The organism is Marinobacter sp. S6332, assembly GCF_023016045.1.
In the GTDB taxonomy this organism is placed as follows: Bacteria; Pseudomonadota; Gammaproteobacteria; order Pseudomonadales; family Oleiphilaceae; genus Marinobacter.
Map to the genome: position 1 here is coordinate 265,226 of NZ_JALKAP010000001.1, position 25,978 is coordinate 291,203.

20 protein-coding genes and 1 riboswitch are annotated in these 25,978 nt (G+C 53.6%); of the genes, 8 read left to right on the forward strand and 12 right to left on the reverse strand.

What is annotated here, in order from left to right:
- Window positions 1-30: 30 nt before the first annotated feature.
- Complete coding sequence (locus tag MWU62_RS01220) at window positions 31-783, reverse strand: 3-oxoacyl-ACP reductase family protein (protein ID WP_247113041.1); 753 nt, start codon at window positions 781-783, stop codon at window positions 31-33.
- A gap of 162 nt (window positions 784-945) precedes the next feature.
- Window positions 946-2,961, reverse strand: coding sequence for a TonB-dependent receptor (locus MWU62_RS01225; RefSeq protein WP_247113042.1), 2,016 nt, complete (start codon window positions 2,959-2,961; stop codon window positions 946-948).
- Between the two features lie 257 nt (window positions 2,962-3,218).
- Here MWU62_RS01225 and gdhA point away from each other — a divergent pair, with 257 nt between their 5' ends.
- The 5 genes from gdhA to MWU62_RS01250 all read left to right on the forward strand — a co-directional run bounded on the left by gdhA (window position 3,219) and on the right by MWU62_RS01250 (window position 11,220).
- A complete protein-coding gene (gdhA, locus tag MWU62_RS01230; RefSeq protein ID WP_247113043.1) occupies window positions 3,219-4,568 on the forward strand; it encodes an NADP-specific glutamate dehydrogenase in 1,350 nt (449 codons plus the stop codon).
- Between the two features lie 17 nt (window positions 4,569-4,585).
- Complete coding sequence (locus tag MWU62_RS01235) at window positions 4,586-7,162, forward strand: PEP/pyruvate-binding domain-containing protein (protein ID WP_247113044.1); 2,577 nt, start codon at window positions 4,586-4,588, stop codon at window positions 7,160-7,162.
- A 17-nt stretch (window positions 7,163-7,179) separates the two neighbouring features.
- Window positions 7,180-8,448: a HAMP domain-containing sensor histidine kinase gene (locus MWU62_RS01240; RefSeq protein WP_247113045.1), complete on the forward strand. Its 1,269-nt coding sequence runs from the start codon at window positions 7,180-7,182 to the stop codon at window positions 8,446-8,448.
- On the forward strand, window positions 8,445-8,978 hold the full coding sequence (locus MWU62_RS01245) for a response regulator (protein WP_247113046.1): 534 nt from the start codon (window positions 8,445-8,447) through the stop codon (window positions 8,976-8,978). The genes MWU62_RS01240 and MWU62_RS01245 overlap by 4 nt, the downstream gene beginning before the upstream one ends.
- A 115-nt stretch (window positions 8,979-9,093) precedes the next feature.
- On the forward strand, window positions 9,094-11,220 hold the full coding sequence (locus tag MWU62_RS01250) for a GGDEF and EAL domain-containing protein (RefSeq protein WP_247113047.1): 2,127 nt from the start codon (window positions 9,094-9,096) through the stop codon (window positions 11,218-11,220).
- 25 nt (window positions 11,221-11,245) lie between these two features.
- Here MWU62_RS01250 and MWU62_RS01255 read toward each other — a convergent pair whose 3' ends face one another.
- The 4 genes from MWU62_RS01255 to MWU62_RS01270 all read right to left on the reverse strand — a co-directional run bounded on the left by MWU62_RS01255 (window position 11,246) and on the right by MWU62_RS01270 (window position 16,217).
- Window positions 11,246-11,905 (reverse strand): energy-coupling factor ABC transporter permease, encoded by a 660-nt coding sequence (locus tag MWU62_RS01255; RefSeq protein ID WP_247113048.1) that lies wholly within the window; start codon window positions 11,903-11,905, stop codon window positions 11,246-11,248.
- 111 nt (window positions 11,906-12,016) lie between these two features.
- Window positions 12,017-13,750 carry a sulfate permease gene (gene sulP / locus MWU62_RS01260; protein WP_247113049.1) on the reverse strand — a complete coding sequence of 578 codons (1,734 nt, stop codon included), beginning with the start codon at window positions 13,748-13,750 and terminating at the stop codon, window positions 12,017-12,019.
- A gap of 7 nt (window positions 13,751-13,757) precedes the next feature.
- The gene (locus MWU62_RS01265; protein WP_247113050.1) at window positions 13,758-14,624 is read right to left on the reverse strand and encodes an MBL fold metallo-hydrolase; all 867 of its coding nucleotides are present in this window, start codon (window positions 14,622-14,624) and stop codon (window positions 13,758-13,760) included.
- Between the two features lie 84 nt (window positions 14,625-14,708).
- The gene (locus MWU62_RS01270; RefSeq protein ID WP_247113051.1) at window positions 14,709-16,217 is read right to left on the reverse strand and encodes a diguanylate cyclase; all 1,509 of its coding nucleotides are present in this window, start codon (window positions 16,215-16,217) and stop codon (window positions 14,709-14,711) included.
- Window positions 16,218-16,519: 302 nt separating this feature from the next.
- On the opposite strand from MWU62_RS01270, the gene MWU62_RS01275 reads away from it, so the two are divergent.
- Window positions 16,520-17,173, forward strand: coding sequence for a peroxiredoxin (locus MWU62_RS01275; protein ID WP_247113052.1), 654 nt, complete (start codon window positions 16,520-16,522; stop codon window positions 17,171-17,173).
- A gap of 168 nt (window positions 17,174-17,341) precedes the next feature.
- Window positions 17,342-18,106 carry an adenosylcobinamide-GDP ribazoletransferase gene (cobS, locus tag MWU62_RS01280; protein ID WP_247113053.1) on the forward strand — a complete coding sequence of 255 codons (765 nt, stop codon included), beginning with the start codon at window positions 17,342-17,344 and terminating at the stop codon, window positions 18,104-18,106.
- Window positions 18,107-18,126: 20 nt separating this feature from the next.
- Here cobS and MWU62_RS01285 read toward each other — a convergent pair whose 3' ends face one another.
- Genes MWU62_RS01285 through MWU62_RS01310 form a run of 6 tightly spaced genes read right to left on the reverse strand, consistent with a single transcriptional unit; the run spans window position 18,127 to window position 23,535 of the window.
- Entirely contained in the window at window positions 18,127-18,792 is a 666-nt protein-coding gene (locus MWU62_RS01285) for a DNA-3-methyladenine glycosylase I (RefSeq protein WP_247113054.1), read from the reverse strand.
- Window positions 18,789-20,264, reverse strand: a complete 1,476-nt coding sequence (locus tag MWU62_RS01290; protein ID WP_247113055.1) for a cobyric acid synthase — start codon at window positions 20,262-20,264, stop codon at window positions 18,789-18,791. Before MWU62_RS01290 ends, MWU62_RS01285 begins: the two co-directional genes overlap by 4 nt.
- 3 nt (window positions 20,265-20,267) lie before the next feature.
- Window positions 20,268-20,879 (reverse strand): cob(I)yrinic acid a,c-diamide adenosyltransferase, encoded by a 612-nt coding sequence (gene cobO / locus MWU62_RS01295; RefSeq protein WP_247113056.1) that lies wholly within the window; start codon window positions 20,877-20,879, stop codon window positions 20,268-20,270.
- Between the two features lie 26 nt (window positions 20,880-20,905).
- A complete protein-coding gene (locus MWU62_RS01300) occupies window positions 20,906-21,673 on the reverse strand; it encodes an ABC transporter ATP-binding protein (protein ID WP_247113057.1) in 768 nt (255 codons plus the stop codon).
- Window positions 21,673-22,632 (reverse strand): iron ABC transporter permease, encoded by a 960-nt coding sequence (locus tag MWU62_RS01305; protein ID WP_247113058.1) that lies wholly within the window; start codon window positions 22,630-22,632, stop codon window positions 21,673-21,675. The genes MWU62_RS01300 and MWU62_RS01305 overlap by 1 nt, the downstream gene beginning before the upstream one ends.
- A gap of 33 nt (window positions 22,633-22,665) precedes the next feature.
- Window positions 22,666-23,535, reverse strand: coding sequence for a cobalamin-binding protein (locus tag MWU62_RS01310; RefSeq protein WP_247113059.1), 870 nt, complete (start codon window positions 23,533-23,535; stop codon window positions 22,666-22,668).
- Window positions 23,536-23,631: 96 nt separating this feature from the next.
- A riboswitch (cobalamin riboswitch) is annotated at window positions 23,632-23,853 on the forward strand.
- 140 nt (window positions 23,854-23,993) lie between these two features.
- On the opposite strand from MWU62_RS01310, the gene MWU62_RS01315 reads away from it, so the two are divergent.
- Window positions 23,994-25,964: a TonB-dependent receptor gene (locus MWU62_RS01315; protein WP_247113060.1), complete on the forward strand. Its 1,971-nt coding sequence runs from the start codon at window positions 23,994-23,996 to the stop codon at window positions 25,962-25,964.
- The last annotated feature ends 14 nt before the right edge of the window (window positions 25,965-25,978 follow it).

The following is a 25,978-nucleotide window of genomic DNA, read 5'->3' on the forward strand; positions in this document are numbered from 1 at the left end:
ACCAACCTACCCTCTTGCCCCCGGCGACTGTCAGGATTTGCCCGCGGTAAACCCACCATCGACCATGAGCGTAGAGCCAGTTGTGAAGCTGGCTTCGTCACTGACCAGAAACAGGAACGCATTGGCGATCTCCTCTGCGCGGCCAAGGCGGCCCATTGGATGCAGGCTGATCAAGCCCTGCCGAAGTTCCTCATCCAGATCCTTCAGCAGCGGGGTGTCTATGTAGCCCGGACCGATGGAGTTCACACGCACGCCTTTTGTAGCCGCTTCCAGCGCCAGAGTACGGGTCATGTTCACCACGCCACCTTTGGCTGCAGAGTATGCAACGGTATTGCTCTGGCCAAAAACGCCTAGAATCGAGGCACAGTTAACGATCGAACCACTACCCTGCATATACATTTGCCGCAACGACGCACGAGCTACGCGGAAAACCCCATTTAAGTTGATATCAATGACTCGCAGATAGTCATCATCCGGGTAATCAACCGCAGCGCTAAGCCCACCGATTCCGGCATTGTTGAAAACACCGTCAAGGCCTCCGAGTTCGCTCACCGTTTTATCAACCAGCGCATCCACCTCGGCAGTGGACGTGACATCCACCGGCACGAACAGACAACGGCCGCCGTATTCAACACTCAAGCGCCGCGCCTCCTGCGCACCTTCGCTCGAAGACAGGTCTGCAAGCACAACCCTTGCACCCTCTTGCAGACAGCGCTCAACCGCCGCCAATCCCAAGCCACTAGCACCGCCGGTTACCAGAATTCGTTTTGTTTCAAGTCTCATGGTTTGTTCTCCTGCAATTGAGTCAGTTAGAGCATAGCCCATAGCTAATGGGGCGGCTCAGAACGGCTTCTACAAAAAAGCCCCGCGCAGGGGGAGTAAATCCTGCACGGGGCGAAGAGTTACCCGCCGGCTATGAGTAGCGGGCAACCGCCATTACAAGGTTTACCATCTGGCCGTCAGTGCAGCGCGCAACGTGCGTCCCGGTTCGTTCACGCGCACAGCGCTTGCATTGAACGGGTCTGTGTTTGCGCGGCTCACATGTGGCGCCCAGGTGTTATTCAAGAGGTTATCCAGAGCCCAGCTAAAAGTGAGGTATTCCATTAACGGGTGACTACCCGAAAGGTTAAACACGCCATACCCAGGTGAGGTTCCTGCATCCAGACCAGACAGTGGATCGATGCGATCCTGACGGCGAGCCAATTGCCACTGCGCTTCAATACTGTGGCCCAAGCTCTGCCAGCCCAGAGTTTGCACAAACTGAACCGGCGGAATTTGTGAGAGGGCCTTATTATCATCACGGTTCTCACCGCGAATGGAAGCCAGCGCACTGCTGCTGCTCCATGTGCCGTCGGTCCAACCGACGTTTACTTCAACACCTAACAGCCGCGCATCAATGTTGCTATAGCGGGTACAACCTCTGGATTTTCCGCATTGGGCCTGCGTTTCTTTATAGCGCAGTACAAAATCATCCACCTGATCAACCCAAACAACCGGCCTCCAACTCCACTGATTTTTACTACCGTTTAGGGCCAACTCCAATTTGTGGTGTTTTTCGGTATCCAGATCGGGGTTGCCAATCCAACTGTCGCTCATGGTGTTGCGCGCCAAATAGCGCTCGGTAACACTGGGGCTTCGCACGCTGCGGCTGCCGGTGAGAGTCAACGCTTGATTCTGTGGCAAGCGCCACTCACCGGAGACAAACCCACTAACATTATTGTCTTCAGTTTCTACATCGGTTGTTCCGTAGGCACCTTGGTATAGCATGGAGGGGGTCATATTCATGCTCGCAACACTTCCAGCTTTTGTAGCGTCCATTTCCACCCGGTCGTATCGCAGGCCCGCTCCCACTTTTAAATCACGTGCAATGCGCTGAAAGCCTTCAGCAAACAATCCAACACGCTCCCTTTCCACGCCGGGCCACATGAGTGATACGATCATCGGCATGGGGTTGGTCAGGTTAAGCAGGGTGGCATCCCAGTCGTTGGTCTCTACATCTGCGCCTATCGCCCAGTCTGTTGAACCACTAGGACTTTGATCAAGAGTAAAGCGCAGGCCACGGGTTTCGGTGATGGAATCCGTTTGCATTTTCATCATGCCAGCTTGCCGCAAGCTGAAGTTATCCATGATGTGGTCAACATCCGCCTGCCAGGCAAGCAAGCTCCACTCGCCATTCGCTACCGGGGAGCCAGTTTCCAAGCGGTAAATGTCCGTGTCGGTTTGTGGCGCATCCATGCCGGAACCGGCATATTTCACATCGCTTTCTTCCTGCCGGCTGACCATACCTTTGATAAAGAATCCATTCTCCGCTGTCCACGCAGCATCAACGCGGCCTTCAGCGTTTTCATAGGCGCTACGCACCTTGTTTCCATCGCCGTCTTCGTAATCGTCTGCTTCGTCATAGCTCCCTGAAAGCCTTAGCCATGCGTCCTCATTACCCACTGCCACAGCAGCGTTTACCAGCTTGCCACTACCGTTGTCGGATCCGCCAAGGGTTACCTGCCCGGTAGTTGCTTGCCCATTAAACTTCGGGGCGGCAGTGGTAGCAATCACTTGACCACCGGCAATCGGGCCCCAGCGCAATGTGCGGTTATTGGTTCTGACTTCCAGAACCGGGGCCAGCGCACTGCTCAGTCGGCTGGTCGGCGGGTCCATGCGGTTGGGGCAAGCGCCTTCCACACGAATACCATCCAGAAGCACATCCACTCTTTCCTGGCTTTGCCCGCGCACTATAGGTTCCAAACCACGACCACCCATTCGGGAGAGAGAAACCGACGGGTCCGAAGCCAACCGGTTTATCGGCTCACTTGCCAGCACAGCTGAAGCGCTTTCGCTGGTGCGGCCCTCGGTTACCCGGATAACTAGGTTGTTTTCGGTGGTCTGAGCGGCGGTCAGCGCTGGCCATACTGCGAGGCAAATCACAACTGATTTTGCGCAGCTCGCAAATACTGGGTCTTTCATACAAGGATTTCCAGAGGCGGTTCTTTTATCAATCTGAAGAACAAAACTGTCTGGCAATGATAAACAGACCTGTGGCGACGCGCGTGAGACACAATGCCGCATCTCCATGGGGGTAACTGTTAGAGGTATCTGCTCGAGCGCCTACCACGACACTCGCTTGCCAAATCGCCCGCAATATGCTCAAATCACCGCCCCATTTTTCCACCATCCTTTCCACTTTCCTGCAATAAGCAAGAACCGAAATGAGGAAGACTTTTATGGCTGCCCGACTCGATGAGAAACTGGAGCTGATTTACGAAGACGTTCTGCACCGCAATCCGGGTGAAACTGAGTTCCACCAGGCTGTACATGAAGTTCTGGAAACACTCGGCCCCGTTTTGGTGAAGTATCCGGAATTTGCCGAGAAGAAGATCATTCAACGTATTTGTGAGCCCGAGCGCCAGATTATTTTCCGCGTGCCCTGGCAGGACGATAGTGGCGAGATCCACATCAACCGCGCCTTCCGCGTGGAATTCAACAGCGCCCTAGGGCCTTACAAAGGCGGCATGCGTTTCCACCCGTCTGTTTATCTGGGCATTATCAAGTTCCTAGGGTTCGAGCAGATCTTCAAGAACGCCCTAACCGGCCTGCCTATCGGCGGCGGCAAAGGCGGCAGCGACTTTGATCCCAAAGGCCGCTCCGATGACGAAATCATGCGTTTCTGCCAAAGCCTGATGACCGAACTGTATCGCCACATTGGTGAATACACAGACGTTCCCGCCGGTGACATCGGTGTAGGTGGCCGCGAAATCGGTTACCTGTTTGGCCAATACAAGCGCATCACCAACCGCTACGAGTCTGGCGTACTTACCGGCAAAGGCCTCGACTGGGGCGGCAGCCGCGCACGTACCGAAGCAACCGGCTATGGCACAGTATTCTTCACTCAGGAAATGCTGAAGGCTCGTGGCGACTCCATGGAAGGCAAAAAAGTGGTTGTTTCCGGCTCTGGTAACGTCGCCATCTACGCCATTGCTAAAGCTCATGAGCTCGGTGCCAAGGTTATTGCGTGCTCCGACTCGGGCGGTATCATTGTGGACGAGAAAGGTATTGATCTGGCTGCTCTGAAGCAGATCAAAGAAGTGGAGCGTCGTCGCCTTAGCGCCTACACCGAGTTCCACAAAGACGCAAAATACGTTAAGGGCGGCAGCATCTGGTCCGTTCCTTGCGATATCGCATTGCCTTGCGCTACCCAGAACGAGCTTAACGCCAACGACGCAAAAACTCTGGTTGAGAACGGCTGCATTGCGGTCGCTGAAGGCGCCAACATGCCTACCACACCGGAAGGTATTGCCATCTTCCAAGATGCCAAGTTGATGTACGGCCCGGGCAAAGCTGCCAATGCCGGTGGCGTTGCAACCTCAGCTTTAGAGATGCAGCAGAACGCCAGCCGTGATTCGTGGACCTTCGACTATACTCAAAAGCGTCTTGAGGACATCATGATTGACATCCACAAGAGCTGCTATGAAACCTCAGCCGAGTTTGGCGCTGAAGGCAACTATGTTCTGGGTGCAAACGTTACCGGCTTTATCAAGGTAGCTCGCGCTATGCAGTCTATGGGCGTTATTTGACCACGGAGTAGCAATACATGAACGGGAGCGGCGGAAACCTACAGGATGATAACCGGGTTTCCACTGGCCTCCCGGGGCTTGATGATGTTCTTGACGGCCTGAGAATTGGCGATAATGTGGTCTGGAGAGTCAGCGATCTAGACGATTATCGCCGTTTCGTTACTCCTTTTATTGAGTCTGCGGCGTCCGCCGGGCGCCGTATCATCTACCTCCGTTTCGGCCAACACCCACCGTTGGTGTCCCAAAGTGCCAACATCCATGTCGAAAATGTCGACGCTCTGGGTGGTTTCGAGGCCTTTACCGGAAGAGTTTGGCGCCTAATTGAAGAACATGGCCGTGGCGCATTCTATGTATGCGATTGCCTGAGCGACCTCCTAGACGCCTGGGCCACCGACGCCATGGTCGGTAATTTTTTCAGGGTGGTCTGCCCCTTCCTCTTTGAGTTAGATACCGTCGCTTGGTTTGCCCTGCACCCGGATCGGCACTCCCGTACCACCTTGGATCGAATCCGACAGACCACTCAAGTTATGGTGGACGTTCACCGGCTAGGTGAGGACGTACAGATACAGCCGATCAAAGTCTGGTGTCGGCAATCCCCTACCATGTTTCTACCGCACACCGAGCACAAAGGCCGCTTTGTCCCGGTAGACGACAGCAGTAATGCCACCCGCCTTCAGGCAGGTCTGGAGCTTGCCCAGCTACATCGCCAACCACTATTGGACTACTGGGACCGGCTATTTATGCAGGTAGCCGGTGCACTTGAAGGCGACAACCAAGAACAAGTTGCAGATATTCAGAACCGTGTACTGAACGTCCTTATCAGCCGGGATCCACGCATGCTGGATTTGGCTAGAAACTATCTTGGTCTTGAAGACCTACTAGCCATACGCGCTCGCATGATTGGGAGCGGTTATATTGGTGGAAAAGCTGCTGGCATGCTGATAGCCCGCAGCATTCTGCTCACCGACAAGCCCGATATCTGGCAAGAATGTCTGGAGCCCCATGACTCCAGTTATCTGGGCTCAGATGCTTATTATGCCTTTCTCGTTCACAATGGTTTGTGGCCAGCGATTATGCGCCAGCGCTCTGCCGACGGTTACTTCAGCGAGGCCTCTGAACTACGCCAAGGTTTGTTAGCAGGCAGTTTTCCGCCAGAAATCCGTGCCGAGTTGGAACGCCTGCTAGACCATTATGGCCAATACCCGATTCTGGTGCGCTCAAGCAGTCTGCAAGAAGATGGTTTCGGCAACGCATTTGCCGGTAAGTACGATAGCGTTTTTCTAGTCAATCAAGGTGCACCAGAACACCGCCTTGCTGCGCTTGAGGACGCTATTCGCAAGGTCTATGCATCCACCATGAGTAATGACGCTCTGGTCTACCGCAAACAACACGGGTTAGATCAGAAAGAAGAGCCTATGGCCCTGCTGATCCAACGAGTTAATGGCCGCTTCCATGGGCGCTACTATTTACCAGATGCTGCAGGCGTTGGTGTTTCTCGTAATACCTTTGCTTGGGACACTGACATGGACCCCGCCGCGGGCATGGTTCGCTTGGTCATGGGCTTAGGTACACGCGCTGTTGACCGAATTGAAGACGACCACGCCTGCGTTATGGCATTGGACTACCCGCTCCGTCAGCCCTTTCGAAATCAAGATGAGAGCTACAGGTTTTCACAACACCTTCTGGATGTTCTCGATCTACGGGAAGGAAAACTGTCTACACGCCCATTGAGCCAGCTTACCCAAGAGGTTTCAGACCTACCCCTCAGCCACCTGGGCGAAGTAGATCAGGCCGCCAGCCAGCGAGCAAGGGAGCTAAGCTTGCCTTCACCAGTATGGCGACTAACCTTCCAGCCTCTAGTACGTAATGGCCATTTCGTGGCTCGCCTCTCCAACCTACTGAGCGCGCTGGAAGCTGGGTATAACCACCCGGTCGATGTGGAGTTTACCCTGCATCTGAACAGTGTCGGTGAACCGACTTTTAACCTAGTGCAGTGCAGACCGCTGGCTACAATCGGTGAAGCCACCGCGACCGAAATACCCGCGGGGATATCTAACCGGAATTTACTATTCCGTACAGTCGGACACTTCATGGGCGGTAACATAAACCTCGGAATCCAAAGAGTTATTCGGGTGAACGCGAGCGTTTACAGCCAACTAACCGTGAGCCAAAAATACGAGGTTGCCAGCCTTGTGGGCGAGCAAGTGCGCACAGAAAATGGCAAAACTATGCTCATAGGCCCTGGTCGCTGGGGAACAAGCAGCCCGGAACTGGGTGTACCAGTTCGCTTTGCAGACATCGCAGGCGTTGCAGCGCTGGTGGAGGTCGCGGAAATGGACGGCAATATGGCGCCAGACCTTTCTTACGGCTCACATTTTTTTCAGGATTTAGTCGAAGCCGGAATCGCCTACGTAGCACTTTTCCCCAATGGTCGGAACTGTGTTTATCAACCGGATCGGCTTGTCGACATAGGCGGGCACACACAAGAGATCACGCCTTTGGCCGCCATACAAAGCTTCGACCTGCGCGCAACACCGCTACAACTGACCGGCGATGTGGTCAGCCAAAATCTGGTTTGCTATTTCCAAGATTGATACCGGACAATTAACTCATGGAATGGCTCACTCACTCTCAAACCGGTTTCCGACAAGCTGCCCGCTACCTGCTGAGCATGCGCCTGGCCATTGTTGGTCTTCAGCTTGTCGCTATCGCGGTAGCAGAAACCGCTATAACCCTTGCCCACCGAGCGGAAGCCCTTATTCTTTGCTTGCTTTACGGCGTTCTCGCCACGCTGGGCTGGCTCTGGTTTACCCGCAGACCGCCACGTTCTCCAACCAGTGTAAGTTTAGGTTTGGCCCTTGATCTGGCCCTGATTGGCGGATGGCTTTTTCTCACTGGCGGCTACACCAACCCGCTTGTTTCTCTATTACTACTGCCAATCGCCGTGGCGATCATTATGGTGCCTTTGAGCCAAAGCCTCATCCTTACTTTGGCAGGTATTGCTGTATATACCGCTCTAGTTATTTGGCACTCGCCGATCACCGAAGGGCATCATGATGCCAATCTGGCTCAGCTGCACTTGGCGGGGATGTGGGTCACTTTCGCAATGACGGCAGTCATTTTGCTCTTGGTCGTGGGCGCACTGGCAAGGCGTATACGCCAACAACAAACGCAGTTATCCAACATTCGTGAAACACGGCTGCGCGATGAACAAATTATTGCGCTGGGGCTTTCTGCGGCAGCTGTAGCTCACCGGCTGGGTACGCCGCTGAATACCATGACACTACTCGTTGATGAAATGCGCTCTGCGTTTCCAGACCCTGTTCTGGCAGAAGACTTCGCACAAATGGAAAGACAGCTAGCGCTTTGCGGACAACACCTTCAGCAACTGACCAGTGCGGCAACTCAGGCAAAAACCGCACAGCTTGAAAGTATCTCCGCTCAGAAGTGGGTGGCACGGCTGCGAGAATCAGCAACACTCCTATGGCCAGCTGCCCCCATTGATTGGCCAACCGATGTTCCCGACTGCTGGGTTGCGGTAGACGCCACCTTAGACCAAGCCATTCTGAATCTTCTTGCGAACGCGCTAACAGCCAGCCCATCATGGGTGGCTGTTAGTGTACGATGCGCCGAAAAAAGCCGGGTCGAAATGGTAGTGGAAGACCATGGCGACGGACTCGAAGATGCTTTCCAGGACTCTCTTGGTGAACAGATAGTGGGCTCGGAAAACGGTTTGGGGGTGGGCCTTTTCCTTTCGAACGCAACCATCCAGCGCCTGGGCGGCACTTTGAAAGCGCGCGTTGACCTGCAGGGTACAACCATGATCATCGACCTACCGGAAGTGAGTATCGAGAATGCAAGCAGAGGAGGCAGTAAGTGAGCGCTAGCGAACAATGGCTGCTGATTGATGACGACGCTGCGTTTCTGGAGGTTCTTACACGCGCCTTAGGCCGCAAAGACATTAAAGCCAAAAGTGCCCAAACCCACGCCGAAGCACTCAGCGCCTTGAACGAACAGGCATTTCGAAACTGTGTGCTGGACCTGAATCTTGCTGGTGAGAGCGGCCTGCAGCTGCTACCCGAACTACATGCTCTACAACCGGACCTTAACGTGCTGGTACTTACCGGCTATGGCAGCATTGCCACAGCTGTCGAGGCTATGCGCCGGGGTGCTATCAACTATTTGTGTAAACCGGTTACCGTAAGCCAACTCCTGAGCGGGTTTGAAGCTCTAACCAAAATTCCGGACCTACGCCCGGAGCCGCCTTCGGTGGAAGAAATGGAGTGGGAGCACATTCAACGGGTACTAAACGAAAACGAGGGCAATGTGTCTGCCACAGCCAGAGCCCTCCACATGCACCGAAGAACCTTGCAACGCAAACTGCAGAAACACTCTCGCTGGCGCAATTGAGTTATCGCACACAAACTTGACGTACATCAAGCCTGACACCCACAATCAGAAGTAACCTGAAAGACTGCTTTTCAGATATGGCCGCTGAAATGTCCGCGGAGGCGCAAATCGAACAATGCCAAGTATAGAGGATCCATTAGACAAAGTGCCCACCCCCAAGGTTGATCCCAAACGCTTGTCTCTGATTGCGAGCGCCAGCCGCAATATGATTTTAATCCTTGACGCAGCAGGTACAATTGAGTGGGCAAACCCCAGCTTTGAGGACTATACGGGACACCAACTGAAGAACATCCTCGGCATTCGCCCCCCTGAACTACTCCAAGGCCCCGCCACAGACACGACAACACTGAGACGTATCGTCCGGGAACTGCACAGAGTAAATCAATTCGAAGAAGAAATTTTGCTTTACACTCATACTGGGGAACCGTTCTGGGTTCACGCCTACGGGCTGCCTATTGGTAAAGAGCACGGAGTGGAGCCGGGCTTCATCGTGATCATGAATAATATTTCTGATCACAAACACAGCGAACGCGGACTTCGTATTGCCGCCAGTGTATTTGACCGCAGCCATGAAGCCATCATCATTTCAGATCAAAATAACCGCATACTCGATGTAAATCCATCTTTCTCACGCATTACCGGGTACAGCCGTGCCGACGTTCTGGGCCTTAACCCCTCCATTCTCAGTTCGGGGCGCCACTCCCCGGCCTATTACCGATCTATGTGGAAGAGCATTGAAGAGTTTGGATTCTGGCGAGGGGAAATTTGGAACCGGCGGAAAAACGGGGAAGAACTGGTCGAACTGCAGTCCATTAGCCGCATTCATCTGGACGAATCTGGAAGCTATTACCATGTGGCCAACTTCACCGACATTACAGAGCTGAAAAACCACGCCAAAGATATAGATCGCGCCGCAAATTACGACGATCTCACCGGTTTGCCTAATTTACAGCTGCTTAAAGAGCGATTGCACCAAGCTCAGATACAGGCGGACATCCACCAAAAAAGTCTGTCGGTGGGCTATATCGATCTGGATGGATTCAAGGCAGTCAACGAGAATCTTGGAACCGAGACAGGCAACAAAATTCTGCGTATTCTGGCAAGCCGTCTGGCGCAAGGCCTGCGCAGCGGCGACACCGTGGCCCGAATTGGCGGCGATGAATTTGGCCTTATCCTACAAAGCGATAACCATGACGCTATGTATGATCGGATACTGTCTACCATCAACGAGCCGATTGACCTTGGCCCAGAGGCTGGCACTATAAATGTTACAGCCAGCCTCGGCATAACAGGTTATCCCGCCGACAATGCAGATGCCGAAGGGCTGATTCGCCATGCCGATCAGGCAATGTACGCGGCAAAGGGCAAGGGCCGAAACTTGCTGCACGTTTTTGATCAGGAACTAAACCAGCATCGCCAATATAAGCGCGCGCAACTCATAGAGCTCAACCGTGCGTTGGACAACAAAGAGTTTGAACTCTACTTCCAACCTCAAGTACGAATAGCAGATTACAAAATTATTGGTTTTGAAGCACTTATTCGCTGGAATCATCCCCACAAAGGCCTGCTTTACCCAGACGCATTCCTGCCGACATTGGAATCAAGCCATCTGGAAGTGCCCTCGGGACAATGGGTTCTTGAAGAGGCGGCTTTTCAGATGCGCCTCTGGCACGAGGCAGGTGAGGATTTATCGGTCAGTATAAACATCAGTGCTCGACATATGATGGACCGGAATTTTACGCCCTACCTCGAGAATTATTTGCACAGCCATCCTGCAATCAAGCCTGAACAAATAACTCTGGAAGTGCTGGAGTCAACCTCGCTAGATGACATCAAACGCGCCAGCGATGTACTTGCCCGCAGCCAGGAACTGGGGTTCCGCGTTGCTTTGGATGACTTCGGCACAGGCTTTTCGTCACTGTCCTACCTCAGCACTTTACCCATCGACCTTGTAAAAGTGGACAAGAGTTTTGTGATCAACATGCTCAATGACTCCAACGATCGGGCTATCGTAGAGAGTGTGATTTTTATGGGCCAGAGATTTCACCATCCCATTCTGGCGGAGGGCGTTGAAACTATGGATCATGCCCGTGCCTTGCGCGATTTAGGATGCGAATATATGCAAGGCTATGGGGTTGGGCGACCGATGCCCGCTGGCAATGTTCTAGAATGGGTGAAGCAATGGCGCCAGAAATACCCCGATTCGCCGGGGCCAGCACTCACAAGCACTGCGGGTTGGTAGCTGGCAGCACCCCCAACGCCGATTTTTATCGATAACGGCGCTGATCCAAAGTGGTAAGCCGATCGGGATGGAAAACCATCATACCCGTAACGATCGTACCATTCACAAAGCCCTCCGGAATCATGAACAGTGGCAGATATCGCAGATAATCGTGGACCAACTCCGAAAACTCATACACTCCGCTAAACCAGAGCATAAGACACATCACCAGCCCTGCCACAGCCACGGATATGCCTGCCCCGAAAAAGCCGCAGAAAAAGATGTAGGCAAAGAAATTGCTGAAATTCCGGTGGCGTTCCCAAAGCATGATGCCATGGGTTACAAGTGCAGGAATCATAACCGTTACCAGACCGTTGGCAGCAAACATGGTGACAGGTTCACGGCCGGTGATTACCGTGAGAATCAGGGCCAATAGCCCGGCGAAAACCGCCAGCCCCCAGCCAAGCATCAAGGTGACTGCGGTGATGCCAAAAATATGAATTGCGAGGCCGGGGTAGATGCCAGCGCGCAGCTGCCAAATAAAACCCAACGCAACTGCCGCGCCAAAAAAGGAATGCTGAAGCACATTATCTGAGCGCAAAGTGCGCCAACGCACAGAACGTGCTGCTTGCAACAGGATAAGCAGAAACAGAAACAGCGTTACAAACCACTGCAGGGTTGATAGCAGATTGTCGGTCATGCCCATAATGAAAAGCGCTCTCTGAAACCCGTGACCGGCTACATGATAACGGTGTTACCTGCTCCGTAACCAATGATCTAGGTGATACGAAGCAGAAACCGGAACAGAGGCCAATCTTCAGGCGACATCTTTTAACGGGCTCTGGTTACCCGTGAGCGCCTGCCAGGCTTCGTATGTGCTGAGGAATACCTGCCCGCTCAGATGCGAGAGAAATGCAGTACGCTTCAAGCGATCCATAACCGGCCCCTTCACCTCGGAAAGGTGTAGCCGAACCCCGGCATCCTTCAGTCGTTCATTTATGGCCTCCAGACTTTCTAGGGCCGACGCATCCACTAGGTTAACCGCCGGGCATACCAGCACCAACTCTTTCAGTTCCGGCTCGCAGGCGGCCAAATCCATCACTGCCTCTTCCAGAAAGCGTGCGTTCGCAAAATACAGGCTTTCATCAACTCGCAAAAAGGTGACTTTCGGACATAGCTCAACTTTGTGCCTTAGAACATTGCGGAAGTGCTCCGTACCCGGAACCCTGCCAACAACTGCGCTGTGAGGCCGGCTGGTGCGATACAGAAATAGCCCTATGGAAAGCAATACCCCAGCAATAATGCCCGCCTCTACACTGTGCACAAGCGTCAGCACGATGGTTGCCAGCATGGCTCCAAAATCAGTACGGGAATAACGCCAAGTGCGGCCCAGTGCCGGCAGGTCGATCAGTGTTGTCACGGCAACAATTATGGTTGCAGCGAGGGTGGCTTGAGGCAAAAACGCAATGGCGGGCGTCAAAAACAAGGTGGCCAAAGCAATCCCGACGGCGGCATATGCACCTGCAGCTGGCGTCTCCGCGCCCGCATCAAAGTTAACCACAGAACGGGAAAATCCCCCGGTTACTGGCATACCGCCTGAAAACCCCGCACCCAGATTGGCCGCGCCTAAGCCGATTAATTCCTGATCCGGGTCGATTTTCTGGCGCCTTTTGGCTGCCAAGGTCTGGCCCACCGAAACCGACTCCACAAAACCCACTACGCTAATCAATAGGGCGCTGACTGCCAGCTGCTGCCATAGCCCCAAATCCATGGATGGCATGGTCAATTCAGGGAGTCCCGAAGGCACAACTCCGACCAACCGAACGCCTTGAGTATCAAGCTGGAGCAGCCAGGCAACCAGCGTGGTCACCAATATCGCGAGAATCGGTGCGGTTTTCGTGAGTATATCTGCGGGCCGTGAGCCCACACCTGAACGGATCAATAAAGGCTTTAACTGCTTGCGAGAGAATATCAGGAACAGCAGGGCTCCCGTGCCGATCAACAGTGTTGGTACATTGGTATCGGCCAAAGATCCAACCAACGATTGACCGATGGTCAACAGGTTTTGGCCAGACGCTTGTATGCCAAAAATATGCTTGAGCTGGCTGGCGGCGATCACTATGCCAGACGCAGTAATAAAACCGGAGATCACCGGATGGCTGAGAAAGTTGGCAAGAAACCCCAGTCGAAAAACGCCCATCATGGTGAGCATCAGCCCAGACATCACGGCAAGTAGGATGGCGCCAGCAACGTATTCCGGGCTTCCAGCCTCAGCCAGAGGCGCCAGTGCGGCAGCAGTCATCAGGGAGACTACCGCCACGGGTCCTACTGAAAGCGTGCGGCTTGTGCCAAAGAGTGCGTAGAGGATCAGGGGTAGAATGCTGGCATATAAACCTATATGCGCAGGCAAACCTGCTAGCAAGGCGTAAGCCAGAGATTGTGGAATCAGCATCACGGTTACAATAACCGCAGCCACCATGTCGCTGGTGGCTTGACTACGCCCATACTCTGGCGCCCATTGAAGAATCGGCAAATAACGTTTGAAGTTCATTCCGTGCTCAGAACAAGTTGACCGGAATCTTCAGGTACACCTGGCCGTTATCCTCTGCTGGCGGCATTTCACCCGCCCGCATGTTGACCTGCACCGACGGTAGAATCAGTCGAGGCATATCAAGGGTGGCATCGCGCTCTGTGCGCATCTTCACAAACTCATCTTCGCTAACGCCATCGTGTACGTGAATATTGGCCTCACGCTGCTCCGCCACGGTTGTCTGATGCACATACTCATCTCGGCCCGGGGCTTTGTAGTCATGGCACAGGAAAATGCGGGTTTCGGAAGGCAACGACAGCACCTTGCGAATCGACTGGTATAGCACGCGGGCATCGCCACCGGGGAAATCGCATCGCGCAGTTCCATAATCTGGCATAAACAAGGTGTCGCCCACAAAAGCTGCGTCACCAATCACATAGGTTAGGCAGGCAGGCGTATGACCCGGAGTGTGCATTACATGGCACTCAAGGCCACCAATAGTAAGAGTGTCGCCTTCCCGGAATAAGCGATCGAACTGGCTACCATCCCGAGCAAATTTTGTACCTGCATTAAACGCCTTGCCAAAAATCTCCTGTACATCCCGTATGTGGGCGCCAATGCCGGTTTTGCCGCCAAGTTTTTCATGGAGGTAGGGCGCAGCAGACAAGTGGTCCGCATGAACGTGGGTTTCCAGAATCCATTCAACCTTCAAACCGTTGGCCTGCACGTACTCAACAATCTCATCGGCAGAACGCACATCGGTTGAGCCTGCGGCGTAGTCAAAATCGAGCACAGAATCAAGAATGGCGCAGGCCTGACTAGCAGGATCTCGAACCACATAACTGAATGTATTGGTGGGTTCGTCAAAAAAATGCTGAACGATCGGGTTACTCACGACATTCACCTCCGTTGGGGCTGGCTCTTAGGATTTAATTCTAAGGATATACCAAAACGGAATATAAGGTGAAATGCTCTTTTCTTATATGCGCGATACCCCTGATGCATCAACAATGCAGTCGCGCCCTTCCTGCTTGGCGCAATAGAGGCGATCATCGGCCAACCGGATAAGCGGGTCTGGCGACGCCGGCGCCGCATCCAACTCTCCGATAGTAGCAATTCCCGCGCTGACGGTTAGCGGCAAAACCCTATCTTCAAAAACAAAGTTATGCTCGCGCACCGCACAGATAATGCGGCTTACTGTTAGGCGCACATCCGCCGGACTTACGCCACTGAACGCAACCACGAACTCTTCGCCACCAAATCTCGCCACAACATCTGTTGATCGGGTTTGCTCCAGCAGGATCTCGGCAAACCGGCGCAGGCAACAGTCCCCTCCTAGGTGGCCGATGGTGTCATTGATGCTTTTAAAGCGATCCAGATCGAACATGGCCAATGTAAAGGGTTCGCCATGGCGGCGGGAACGGCCCAACATTTCATCAAGCCGTGGCATCAGGTAGCGGCGATTGTGTAGGCCTGTTAAGGGGTCCCGAATAGACTGGTTGAGAAGCTCTGTCTCAAGTCGGTTGCGCTCAAGCGCTCCGGAGAGAAGGCCCGATACGATGATGAGAAGATCGGCCTGATCTTCGCGCCAAGCGCGTTTACGCATGGAGTCCACACCAAAAAAACCGGTGACCAGACCTCGCACTCGTACCGGCACACAGAGCATTGAGCAGACACCCTGCTCTTCCAGCATTAAGCGCTCGGGGCCCGGCGGCATTTGCTCAATCTCTTCAACAAAAATAACCTTATTGCCCCCCACCATCTCGTCAATCTTGCTTTGCCACCAGTCGAACCCATCAGTCCGCACATCCCGTTGACTGTCAATAATGGCCGCTATTCCGGCCGAGCACCATTCGTGGGTGTTATCCATAACCCGATAATCCGGCGAAAACTCATACAAGTAGGCCCGGTCTACCTGAAAAAAATCACCAATAGCTCCCAGCAGCTCGTTAATGCATTGATCAATAGCACCGAAGCTCAGGTTGATAAAATCGGTGGATAGTTTGGCAATCAGCTTTTGAAAGTCAGCCTGAAAAGCAGACTCTGCCTCCCGCTCTCTGAGGGAGTGCTCAAGCTCTTTGTAATGTTGAATCTTATGAAACTGGCTATACCAGATTGTGCTGCCGTCAGCTTGGCGCTCGGGCATGGCATGGGCTTCAAACCATTCATAGTGCCCAGCCTTTACTTTTAAACGAGCCTGATAGCTCCAAGGAGTGAGAACGCGGGCAGACTCAGCAACACTTTCCCTGACACCGGACACCTCGTCTGGATGAATTGCGGCAAACATAGCGTCAGCGCTTTCCCGAAGTACGCTTGGATCGATGCCCAAAACAGCCTGCACCTGCTCACTGATGAACAGATACCGATGAGAACTGCCATCAGCACTTAACCAATAAGTGCAGAGCACATCGGGAATAGAAGAAACCAATTTCCGCAGCGGAGGGCCGGTATCGGCTCCCCACTGACGCTGATTGAATTTTCCTGCCATGGGCCACTCATTTGCTGATTGCAAGTTCACTTTATTTAAAAGTGTAGTTCACAGTGTCATGCACGACCATTTCGATGCCGGAACTTTAATTGAGTCCGGCGAGACGGCACACCTACTGTTTGATGCAGTGCCCGGCACCATTTTGAAAGGCCGAGTACAAAGTGTTGCTTGGGGACAAACCTGAAAGCCGACCCCCTTGATGTTGATAACAATCGCCTATAGCACCTATTAGAATATCCTTATTCCATTAAATCATTCACAAGCTATAGTTAGGTCATTACCAACAGCCAAGGAGCTTAACCATGGAACACTCTACAAATCCCGTATTCGGCCTGCCACGCCTGAACGAACGTGCACCAGAATTCAACGCGCCCACTACCGACGGAATGAAATCCCTCGATAGTTACAAAGGTAAATGGCTGGTGTTGTTCTCTCACCCGGCCGACTTTACCCCGGTGTGCACCACTGAATTCATGGCCTTTGCAAAAATGGCTCCGGAGTTCAACAAGCGCAACTGCGAGCTGTTAGGCCTGTCCATCGATAGTCACCACTCGCACATTGCCTGGATGCGTAATATCAAAGAGAAGTTCGGCGTGGATATTCCTTTCCCGATCATCGCCGATCTTAAAATGGATGTTGCTCGCGCTTACGGCATGGTTCACCCTGGCGCTGCAGATACATCGGCGGTACGTGCAACCTTCATGATCGACCCGAAAGGCGTGCTGCGGGCTATGGTGTATTACCCAATGAGCAACGGCCGCTCCATTCCGGAATTCCTGCGCTTGCTGGATGCTTTGCAAACCAGTGATGAGCACGGAGTAGCTACACCCGAGGGCTGGCAACCAGGTGATCGCGTTATCGTGCCACCCGCAGCCACTGCAGCAGAAGCAGACCTGCGCGTAAGCTCCGGCGAGTACGACTGTGTAGACTTCTACTACTGCACCAAAGAGCTTTAAGCGTCGACGGTATTCGATAGCAAAAAAGCAGTCCTTCCTGGCTTGTTACAAGCCAGAAAGTGCGATTTCATCAGGAAAAACATCCGCACTCATGATACCTTCCCGATTCTCCCGATAGCCGGCATTTCATCGCCCGAGGGAACACCCCCCTGCTGAACCGAGTTGCACATGCCTATCAAAAAACATCAGCTGTCCAATGAATGGCAAGCCTTCTGGCTGGCCGTTGGGTTTCTCACCCGCATTCCCATGCTCGTACACATCGATTATTCCCAGAAGCTAATGAACCAGTGCAGCATGTATTTTCCATTGGTAGGCCTGTTGCTGGGCGCTTTGTATGCAGGTTTATTCGCACTGTTTAGTTTGGCTTGGAGCCCGCTGGTGTGTGTGCTGCTGGTATTGTGCTTTCACCTGTTTATTACCGGCGCTTTTCATGAAGACGGCCTTGCTGACAGCGTTGATGCACTGGGTGGTGGCTATACCGTTGAGAAACGCCTGGAGATCATGAAAGACAGCCGCATTGGCACCTACGGTACCGTGGCTTTGGTGATGGCTTTAGGCTTGAAATTTGCTCTGTTGATAGATGCCCAAAGCACCTGGCTTGCACTGCTGGTAGCGCCTGCAGTCAGCAGACTAACGCCCTTGCTATTGATGGCATTTCTGCCCTATGTAACCGACCCGGACAAGAGCAAAAGCAAACCTGTTGCGGAAGGTTTCTCGCGCAACCGCTTGCTGGTCAGCTGCGGGTTTACCGCGCTTGTCGCTCTGGTTTTCAGCCTGTGGTTGCCAGGGCTGTGGCTGGTCGCAGTCACTGCCATTATTGTCGTGGCGTTGCTTTGGGGTTGGTATCTGAAACAGCAATTGGGCGGCTACACCGGCGACGCACTGGGGGCCAGTGTGATGTTTTGTGAACTAGTGTTTTTGCTTGGGCTCTAGTTCGTGGCCTGAGCAACCCTTTAATCAACTGAATACGACAGTATGCGCGACAATTGGCTGTAGGGCAGACCTGTTTCCTGATGCCAGTGCTTAAACGCCGCTTGTGCCTGCTGCAATCCTTTCTTGCTCGTTGGCGAAGCGTCCAGAAGATTGGCGTGGCGCAAGCCGGTAACCACATCGTGTGACAGGATAAACCCATCCCAGCCAACCATGCGCAAAAAGTACTGTGCGCTGTTGCCTCCCAAGCGAGAGCCGTTGCGCTTTAGCCAAATCAGCAACCCGACTTGGTCTTCCGAAGGCCACTGCTGCAAGAATGCCCCAAAGCTACCGTATTCCCGCGCCGCATCCATAATCATACGGGCGTTTTCCGGCACTGTGCGTATTTTCTGCATGTTGCGCACAATCCGCTCATCCTGCGCCAAATCTTCCAAAACCTCCGGCGGGACTTGCTGCCAGTAGGCAGGCACAAAGCCATGAAAGGCCGCCTCGAAGCCCGACCATTTGTTGTCTATTACTCGCCACACAAAGCCAGCTTTAAAGACACAGCGGGTGATTTCCGAGAGATAGCGGTCGTCTGTTCGCTCCTCTAGCACGTTGGCTGACGGCAGGTTAGGCAGCAGGGCGTTCAGCTCTTCGATGCCGCCTTTGCGTGCGATGGCGCGTTCATGGATGTTGGTAAATTTCATGACAGCTCCAATTGCAGTAGGTCACACAGCCAGTCCGTATCCAGACATTGCTCAACCTGATCCGCCAGTCGGTCCAATTGCTCAAGGCGGTGCTGTTGATAGTCCACTGCTGCGCCGCTCGTATGCAGGCCAGCCCACTGTAACAAAACATCGCAGGCTTCAGACTGGTCAAAAATACCATGTATATAGGTGCCAGCAACCAGTCCATCCGCACTGACCGCCCCCTCAAGCTTCCCTTTTACCTGCCCAAGCGGTCTTGCAAAGGCTGCACCTTCACTTACACCATTGTGCATTTCATAACCACTAAACACAGCCTCTTTAGCTTGACCGCTAGCTTGCAAGTTTAGGATGCCGTGCACTTCTTTCAGCTGTTTACCCGCAACCATAGTGGTGGTCATTTCCAGTAATCCCAAGCCTTCTGTAGATCCTGCGTTTCCTTCCAGCCCGTTCGGGTCAGCCACTTGCTCACCGAGCATCTGGAAACCGCCACAAATACCGAACACCTTGCCGCCGTAGCGCAGATGTTTACGGATTGCTTGGGCCCAGCCTTGGCTGTGCAGAAAGTCCAAATCCGTGCGGGTGCTTTTGCTGCCGGGTAGAATGATGAGATCAGCCGGAGGGATGGGCTGGTCTGGCCCGATAAACTGAAGGTTTACGCCGGGGTGCAGGCGCAGAGGGTCGAAATCGTTGTGGTTACTGATGCGCGGCAATACCGGCACAATTACGTTAAGCGCTCCGGCGTCGCTGGTGCCGGATGTACCTATGCTGTCTTCAGAATCCACAATCAGGCCGTGAAGATAGGGCAACACCCCGATGACTGGTTTGCCAGTGCGCTGGGTCAACCAGTCCAAGCCCGGCTCTAGCAAGGCAATATCACCGCGAAAACGATTAATTATGAAGCCTTTGGTGCGCTGCTGCTCGCTGGCAGATATAAGCTCCAGCGTGCCTACCAGCTGTGCAAACACGCCGCCTCGGTCGATATCGCCCACCAACAATACCGGGCAATCTGCCGCTTCCGCAAAGCCCATGTTGGCGATGTCGTTGGCTCGCAAGTTGACCTCAGCCGGGCTGCCAGCGCCTTCGGCAATGATTACATCGTAGCGTTCGCTGAGTGAACGCCAGGCGGCCATAACCGCCTCCATGGCTTCTGCTTTGTAGGCATGATAATCCAGCGCATCCATATTGCCATGCACTTGCCCGCGCAAAATAATCTGAGCGCCGCAATCGCTTTGTGGCTTCAGCAAGACCGGGTTCATGTCGCTGTGTGGCTCAAGGCCACAGGCCAAGGCCTGTAGAGCTGTGGACCGGCCAATTTCGCCACCGTCGATTGTGACTGCGCTATTCAATGCCATGTTTTGTGGTTTGAACGGCGCAACCGATACACCTTGACGGGCCAACCAGCGGCACAGGGCCGCAACGACAGTCGTTTTACCGGCGTCGGAGGTAGTGCCCTGAATCATGAGGGTGGTCATGGGTTAAAGCTCAACACCCTTTTGAGCCTTGATGCCCTGATCTTCAAAGGCGTGCTTCACCACACCCATTTCAGTCACAGTATCTGCGATATCGATCAGTTCTTTGGGGGCGCTTCTGCCAGTAACAATCACATGTTGCATCTCCGGGCGAGCCTGCAGGTCGTCCAGAACGCGGTCCAAATCGATGTAGTCGTACTTCAACGCGATATTGAGCTCATCCAGCAAAATCAAATCGTAGCTGTCGTCTTTCAACATACCTGCAACGATGTCCCAGGCAGCATTGGCCGCTGCAACATCCTGCTCCCGATTCTGGGTTTCCCAAGTGTAGCCTTGGCCCATTACGTGGTAATCCACATTGGGCAGGTTCCGAAAAAACGCCTCTTCGCCGGTACTAAAAGCACCTTTGATGAACTGCACAACACCAACTTTCATGCCGTGGCCAAGGGCTCGGGCGACCATACCGAAACCGGAGCTGCTTTTGCCTTTGCCCGGGCCGGTTAGCACCAGCAATATGCCCTGTTCTTTCTGGGCTTTGGCTATGCGCTCCTGCATGATTTTCTGTTTGGCCGCCATGCGCTTGGCGTGGCGTTCGGGGTCTTTTGCGCGTTCCTTCATAGCGATAGCCTCATATCAAAGTTGCTTTATGGAGCCGGCACAAATACCGACAGTCCGTCTTTTTTCAGGGAGATAAGGCGCTGGTTGTATAAACGTTCCAATGCTTCTGGCACCAACATGCTTTCGGTTTCACCCCAACAGGCATCGCCATTGGTGTAGAGCAACAGAACATGGCTACACCAGCGTGCGGCCATGTTCAGATCGTGTAGGCACATAAACACAGCTTTTCCGGACTTGGCTTGATTCCGAAGAAGGTTCATCACCTTAACCTGATGGTGCAAATCCAGATGATTGGTGGGCTCATCCAACAGCCAGATATGGGGGTTTTGAGTCATTAGGGTGGCGATAGCCACACGCTGGCGCTCGCCACCAGACAAGGTGTTGAGCAAGCGGTTAGACAAACCATCAACATCCAGTGCATGCAACGCTTGCTCGGCAAGCGCCTGATCTTCGCCCTGCTCGCTCTCCCAAGGTGACAGCCAGGGATGGCGACCAATGAGCGCTGTTTCCATCACCGTTGCCGGAAATGTGTCCTGACGTTCCTGAAATACTAGACCCAGCTGCTTTGCAACAGCACGACGTTTCAGCTCTTTCAGGGGGGCGTTATTTAGCTCTACACACCCACTTCGCGCGGGCAGTAATCCCGCAAGTGTATGCAGCAAGGTGGTTTTTCCCGCGCCGTTAGGACCAAGCACACCCCAAATCTGTCCAGACTCAATGGTCATGTTCAACGCAAAGCCATCGCGCCTTTCTGGAATGTTAACGATCAGATCGCGAGTACGCAGAGTGCTCATCAGCGGCTCCGGTGTAGCAGGTACAGGAACATAGGCACGCCAAGCAAAGCCGTAATAACGCCAACCGGCAACTGCTCGGGAGCAATCACCGTGCGCGCCAAAGTGTCTGCCAGCACTAGCAATGTTCCACCAGCCAAAACGCTGGCAGGCAAGATGATGCGCTGATCATTACCCAGCACTAGCCGGAGCATGTGAGGCACAATCAAACCGACAAAACCGATGCTGCCAGCCACCGTTACCGCGGTTGCCGTCAGCAAGCTTGCTAGTAGATACACCGACCATTCCAACGGTCGCACAGCAACCCCCAGCGCGGCTGCCTGCATAGGTCCACGAGCCAAAACGTTAAGGCTCCGGGCAAGCGGCATAATCAACGCAATCGAAACAACCAGCACTAAAAACGCCGGCCAAGGTGTGCGTGCATAGGAAACATCTCCCATTAGCCAGTACAGCATGCCGGGCAGTTTGTAAGAGGGCGTAATTGCCAACATAAGTGTGATCACAGCGCCCCAGCCGGAGGCGACTACAACCCCAGTGAGCAGCAGGCGGGAAGGTGTCCAACTGCCAGTTCCATGGGCAAGGCCAAACACCAGCATGGTTGCCAACATGGCACCGGCGAAAGCCGAGCCCGAGACCAATAGCGTTCCCATTCCAGCGAGCATGGCCAACAGCGCACCCACGGCCGCACCACCTGATAACCCTAGAATATAAGGGTCGGCAAGTGGGTTTCGTAGTAATACCTGCATCAACGCACCGGCTACTGCAAGCAGGCCGCCGGTAGCAAAGGCCGCGACTGCGCGGGGCAGCCGTAATTCCCAAACAAGCGTGCGGTGTAAGGCGCTGCCGTCACCCTGAATAACCTGCCAAAGATCAGACGGTGGCACGGTCACGCTTCCCACAGCCAGAGCCAGCATCATGGCAGCCAATGCCACTATACTCAGGCTCAGAAGCGCGCGAGTCATAAATCACCACCGCACATTTTCACGCTTAGGCCATCAATGCCCACGGGCAACTTCCAGTTTTTGGCAGATCAGCTTGCTGGCCTCGAGTAGCCTGGGAGTGGGCCGGGAAATGGGGGAAGCGGGAACGAAAATAAGGTTATCTCGAGCCACTGCACTCAATTCGGAATAGTCTCTCCAGCGATCCAGTTGCTCGTCAGCTTCGCCATCTACGCTCCCCGTGAGAATGGCTTGAGGGTCTGCCTTCAGAACAACTTCTGCACTGATTCGGGGCACCAAACGTGGCATGTCGCCAAACACATTAATCCCACCGCACAACTGCAGAACCTTGCCAATCAAATGATCATTATTGATGGTCATCAGTGGCTGCTCCCACACCTGATAAAAAACGGGTATCGGCTCAGCGTTTCGATACTGTTCAGCGATTTCCGCAATGCCTTTTCTGAACCGCTCAGCTTCTGCAAACCCAGCCTGCTCCGTACCTGCGAGGGTGGAAAGCCGCTGGAGAACGCTGGAAACCCCTTCAAACGTTCGGGGTTCTATCGCGAACTGGGGAATACCCAGCGCCTCCAACAACTCAATCTGGGCCGGCGGGTTGCCTGTTACCCAGGTGATAACCAAATCCGGCTTAAGCGCCATCAAGGCTTCAAGATCTATTCGAGTATGGTTGCCAACCCGTGGGAGTTTGAGCGCGGCAGGTGGATAATCACTGTAATTAACACCCGCGATGACCTTGTCACCCGCCCCGGCTGCGAAAGTAAGCTCTGTTGCGCCCGGTGACAAAGTGGCAATGCGCTGCGCAGGAACCGCCAGACAAAGGGATTGCCCACCATCATCTGTGGCGCAAACGTCTGCAAATGCACCGGGAATGAGCGCGAAAAACAATAAAAATACACGAAAAATCATCAATCGAGCATTCCTTTTAACGCTATAAAAACGGCAGACCCATAGTCACAAACAACATTAATTGACTGACATAAAACGGGACCCTAGACTATGCGCCAAGTTCTATCCGTAGCAGGTGCCCGTTGCGCAACATACGTTATCGTATTATTGCGCACAGGGTGAAACTGGGAAGTTCGGTTAAAGTCCGACGCTGCCCCCGCAACGGTAAGTGGCAATGAGCAGGATCAGGCCCAGCCTTCATGCTGGTGCGAACGCATCCTACTCTGGCGACATCGCCAGCCGCAAGCCCGGAGACCGGCCTGCTACCGGCTATCAGTGAGTACTGGCGGAGGGCTGGTACCGCGGAGTTTTGCCCCAATCGTGTTGGCGTTAAACCTCCTGATGATAGCTGTGCTCGCAGCTAAGACAGTGTTCTTTGGCTGCAGTTTATAGCTCATTTGGCCATGGTTACTGCTCCAATGCGACGAATTGCCTGCCTGTTATTTCTTATGCCTCTGGCCGTCGCAAGTGCCGATGATTCTGCGCCGTTTATCATTGTGGAAAGCGCCCCTGCCAACGCTGCTTCAACCCTAGACCCTTCCAAGGCAACTGGCCCCGTGCGAGTAGTTCCTCGCTCAGAATTTGAAAACCGCACGGCAAACCTAGCGGATGTACTGAGTGAACAAACCGGCGTGCAAATCCGCCAAAGTGGCGGCCTAGGCAGCTATTCCTCCGTGTCGCTCAGAGGCTCCACGGCACAACAAGTTCAGGTTGTGGTCGATGGCATGCTGCTGAATGATCCGGTCACGGGTGGCGTAGATATGGGCAAGCTAGGCCTCCACGATGTCAGCCGCATTCAGGTCTACCCCAGCGGTGCACCCGCACAATTCGCCCAAGCAGGTATTGGCGGCGTTGTTGTACTGGAAACTCTCGGCAAAGATATTGAGGGTTCAACCCGCCTAAATCTGGGTGCTGGCTCATTTAATACTTACAAGATGGGCTTGTTCGATAGCGGCAGTCATAAAGACTTCTATTACTGGCTATCGCTAGATAGGCAAAGCAGCGACAACGACTTTGAATACCCTAACAGCCGCAATTGGTTTAACCCGAACGATGGCGCCAACACCAAGCGCCGGAACGCAGAGTACGAACAGGATGCCGTCAGCACCAAACTTGGTTGGGAGATCAACAACACCAGCAAACTGGATGCGCTGATCCAATACAACGATAACGAGCAAAACGTTCCCAGCATTCAGAACTGGCGCAACAATAAAGCCTTTCTAACCAACGAAACACTGCGCACACAACTTCACTACCAACAACAAGGCTGGATGGACGGCCAAATTCACTCCAGCCACCGGCTTGTCTGGTCGGATACCAGCGAGCGCTACAACAACGCGACCGGGCTCGTTGGGCTAGGCACCACCGATGTCTATACCGACACGGATCAGCTGGGCATGGTCAACACTCTCACTTGGCTGCTGGGCAATCACACGGTTTCCGCGACGGCCGATGTCGCTCATTACAACTACCAGCAACATGACAAGCTCGGCTCAGAACTTCCTGACAAAAGAGAGCGCCTACAAATTGCCGCTGCGCTTTCTCACCAATGGCTCAGCTCCAACAGTCGCTGGCGCTCGCAGGCTTCACTGCGACAATACCGAGTCAACGACGATTCCGATGAGACACTCGGCAATGGCGCCATCACAAAAGTATCTCACACTGATCGTTATAACAGCTGGCAGTTGGGGCTGAGCCATTACTTTGCCGAGAACTGGGAAGTCTCAGCTGGGCTGGCACGTCAGGTTCGCGTTCCAACTTTGCAGGAGCTCTATGGTCAGCAGGGGTTGTTTGTTGGCAACACCGACCTGCAAGCCGAAGAGTCTCTAAATTACGAAATCACACTGCGCACAGACCAAGGTTGGGGGCATGTTGAACTAACCGGCTTCTATCGCGATCTAGACCCTGCAGTCTCGGCTATTTATGACGCCCGTGGCGTTGGGCGCTATACCAATTTATCCGCACACATATACGGTGCAGAAATGGATGCTTCGTGGCGCATTTACCACTGGTGGGAAGTCTACGCCAACGCCACGTTGCAAGAGTCTGAAAACACCGACAACAGTGTTAACGACCGTTACGAACACAGGCTGCCGGGCATTTACCATGAATCGTTCGTTGCGGGCAGCCGTTGGCATATACGGCCATTTCGCTTTGATATTTCCTACAGCCATGACGACAAGCTCTATTACGACGCTGCCAACAGATTAACCGCAGACACGCGAACGCTTGTTAACGCCTCCGCCAGTTGGACGAAGATCTGGGCAAACCGCAGTGAAAGCGACATCGCTCTGGAGCTGCGGAACATAACGAATGAAGTTTACCAAGACTTCAGCCGCTTCCCGGGGCCGGGTAGGGGCTGGTTTGTAAATATGAAGCACCGCTTTTAATGCACGACAACCAA